The organism is Rhizomicrobium sp. (assembly GCF_056722145.1).
The window spans coordinates 1-2,739 of record NZ_JBWZET010000224.1 but is presented as its reverse complement, the minus strand read 5'-3'; the positions used below and the strand labels follow the sequence as shown (position 1 = coordinate 2,739).

Below are 2,739 nucleotides of genomic sequence, written 5' to 3'. Positions count from 1 at the left end.
GTCCTCGGCATCGCCGAGAATGCGCATGTCCCACTGCGCGAGGTCCAGTGTCACGTCTGCTTCGGCCGTGTGCCGGCAGGCGAGGCGCCAGCCGTCGTGCAATTCGCGCGCGGAGAAGGCGATGCGATCGTCGGCGCCGGGTCCCATCGTGCCCTGGGTGACCTGCACGCGGCAGCCTTTGCAGCGCCCATGGCCGCCGCAGGGAAACTCGACGCCTTCGCCGAACAGCAGGTCGCGCAGCGCCGTTCCCGGCACGACTTCGAGCCGGCGTCCTGAAGCTTGCAGCGTGATCGTCGTCATACCGCCTCGATCAAACCGTCTCGGCCGGTGAAGGCGATGCGTTGCCTCGGCCGGACGATCAGGAATTCGGTTTCAGACCAGACCCCGCCGACGAGCCGTCCGAGCCAGCCGGTGTCGGCTTCGATGCGATGATACGCCAGGGCGCGCTGGCTCGCGATATCACGAGCTTCGGCTTCGAAGGCGGCCGTTTTCGCCACCGGCGACGCGATATAGGCGAGGCGCGTGTAATGCTGGGTGAAGCCGTCAAGCTGCTCCATCAGATAGTGCGCCGCCTCTTCGCCGTAACGGGCCGCCAGCCGCTCGAAACTGGCGTTTGAGTTCGGTCCGAAGGTGAGTTCGCCGCCGGGATCGCGCGCCGCCAGCCAGCCGGCGCTCTGGAAATAGGTGCCGGGCTCGGCATCGAGTTCGGCCAAGTGGCGTGCGGTCGATCCGATCAACAATCCGACGCAATCATGCGCCCGCGGCACCACCAGCGGCACGGTGCGCGCTGCGATCCCGATAATGCCGCGATTGCACAGGCCATAGCCGATGGCGATGGTGGCGCAGTCGGTGGCGCAGTCGATGGCGTCCTGCAAGGCGCCGCGCAACGCCTCGGCGGAGCGCTGGTGCAGCGCCATGTCGAGAAAGCGGATCGAGACGCCGTCCGGGGCAAGCTGCTCCAGTTCCGGCCTGAGGCTCGGACAGGCGATGACCAGCGTCCCACCGGACGTCATGCCCGCTTCAAGGCCGCCGACAGCTTGGCGATGAATGCGGGCGAGGTGCCGCAGCAGCCGCCGATGAAGCTGGCGCCCGCGGCGAGAACGGCCGGCACATATGCCGCGAACTCATCCGCCGTCGTCGCATAGGCGGTTTTGCCATCGACGATGGTGGGCAGGCCGGCATTGGCCTTGATCCATACCGGCAGGCCATGGGCCGCCGCCTTGAGGCGTTTGCAGATGGCAACGAACCCGGCAATGCCCTGGCCGCAATTGGCGCCAATGACGTCGGCGCCGGCCCGGACCAGCGCATCGGCGGCCTGTTCGGGCGTCGTGCCCATCATGGTGCGGTCGAGGTCCTTGCCGGAATCGAACACCATGGTCGCCACCACCGGCAGGCCGGTGGCCTTGGCGGCGGCAATCGCGATGGCGGCTTCCTGCAAATCCTGCATGGTCTCGACGACGATGCCGTCAGGTTCGGCGCGGGCGATGGCGTCCGCCTGCTCGGCAAAGGCGGCGGTCAGCTCGTCCTCGGTGACGTCGCCGCTGACCAGGAGCTTGCCGCTCGGTCCCATCGAGGCGAACACCAAGGCATCGTCCCCCGCGGCTTTTTTCGACAGGGCAACGCCGGCCATGTTGATCTGGCGGACTTTGTCCGCAGCCTCGGCCTCGATCAGGCGGAAGCGGTTCGCCCCAAACGTGTTGGTCAGGATGATCTGCGATCCGGCCGCAACATAGGCCGCCGCGACCGAGCCGACCGCGTCGGGATTGGTGAGATTCCACAGATCGGGCACGTCGCCCGGCTCGAGGCCGCGTGCCTGCAATTGCGTGCCCCACGCGCCGTCGGTGATCACGGGCGCCTGCTGGACCAATTTGTCGATGACCGGGTGGGACATGGCGTATCCCCTCAAAAGGTGTTCCGAGTCTCAGCATGGCCCAAGGGCCGGTTCAATGCACGCCATGTCGCAGCGGGACCGGTATCAAATCCTGTGAAACCGGCATTTCCCGGGATTGTACCAAAACACGGGCCGGATCATTGTCCCGCCGACAATCGCGAGGGCGGATCATGCACGACAAGCACTGGGCAGAGCTGAAGGCGGCCGTGGCCGGCGAATCAGGGGCGACGCTTCCCATCGGCTTCATCATCGATTGCCCGTGGCTGCCGAACTGGTACGGCGTCGACCTGATCGACTATTTCCAGAGCGACGACGTCTGGTTCGAGGCCAACAAGAAGGCGATCGAGACCTTCCCGGACATCATGTTCCTGCCCGGCTTCTGGAGCGAGTTCGGCATGTGCACCGAGCCGTCGGCATTCGGCGTCAAGTGCCAGTTCCCCGTGAACGAGTTCCCGTTCGCCCAGAAATGCATCCAGACCGAAGACGACGTCGACAACCTTGAAGTTCCCAACGTCGAGACCGACGGGCTGTTGCCGTTCATGCTCAACCGGCTGACGCGCAACCGTTCGAGGATCGAGGCGATGGGCCATAAGATCCGTTTTTCGGTCAGTCGCGGCCCGCTCAACATCGCCAGCTTCCTGATGGGAACGACCGAGTTTCTGATGATGCTCGGCACCGATCCGGATCGCACCCACCGCCTGCTCAAGCTGATCAACGAATATCTGATCGCCTGGCACGTCCGTCAGCGCGAGGCGATCGATACCATCGACGGTATGCTGGTGCTCGACGATATCGTCGGCTTCATCTCCGAGGCCGATTACCTCGAATTCGCCCACCCCTACCTGAAA

Annotated in this window: 4 protein-coding genes; 1 reads left to right on the top strand and 3 read right to left on the bottom strand. The window is 65.1% G+C overall.

All coding sequences use genetic code 11. The features are described from left to right. The 3 genes from AC1P6P_RS12245 to AC1P6P_RS12235 form a co-directional block, all read right to left on the bottom strand. The coding region (locus AC1P6P_RS12245; protein ID WP_481402723.1) for a 2Fe-2S iron-sulfur cluster-binding protein at positions 1 to 300 on the bottom strand (300 nt) is incomplete at its 3' end. Next, entirely contained in the window at positions 297 to 1,013 is a 717-nt protein-coding gene (locus AC1P6P_RS12240) for a DUF1638 domain-containing protein (RefSeq protein WP_481402722.1), read from the bottom strand. The genes AC1P6P_RS12245 and AC1P6P_RS12240, both read right to left, overlap by 4 nt. After that, positions 1,010 to 1,891, bottom strand: coding sequence for a homocysteine S-methyltransferase family protein (locus AC1P6P_RS12235; protein WP_481402721.1), 882 nt, complete (start codon positions 1,889 to 1,891; stop codon positions 1,010 to 1,012). The genes AC1P6P_RS12240 and AC1P6P_RS12235 overlap by 4 nt, the downstream gene beginning before the upstream one ends. 170 nt (positions 1,892 to 2,061) lie before the next feature. Here AC1P6P_RS12235 and AC1P6P_RS12230 point away from each other — a divergent pair. Next, on the top strand, positions 2,062 to 2,739 hold a 678-nt coding region (locus AC1P6P_RS12230), incomplete at its 3' end, for a uroporphyrinogen decarboxylase family protein (RefSeq protein ID WP_481402720.1).

Coding starts and splice junctions, on each gene's coding strand:
- AC1P6P_RS12240 (WP_481402722.1), bottom strand. CDS start 1,013: ATGACGTCCGGTGGGACGCTGGTCATCGCCTGTCCGAGCCTCAGGCCG.
- AC1P6P_RS12235 (WP_481402721.1), bottom strand. CDS start 1,891: ATGTCCCACCCGGTCATCGACAAATTGGTCCAGCAGGCGCCCGTGATC.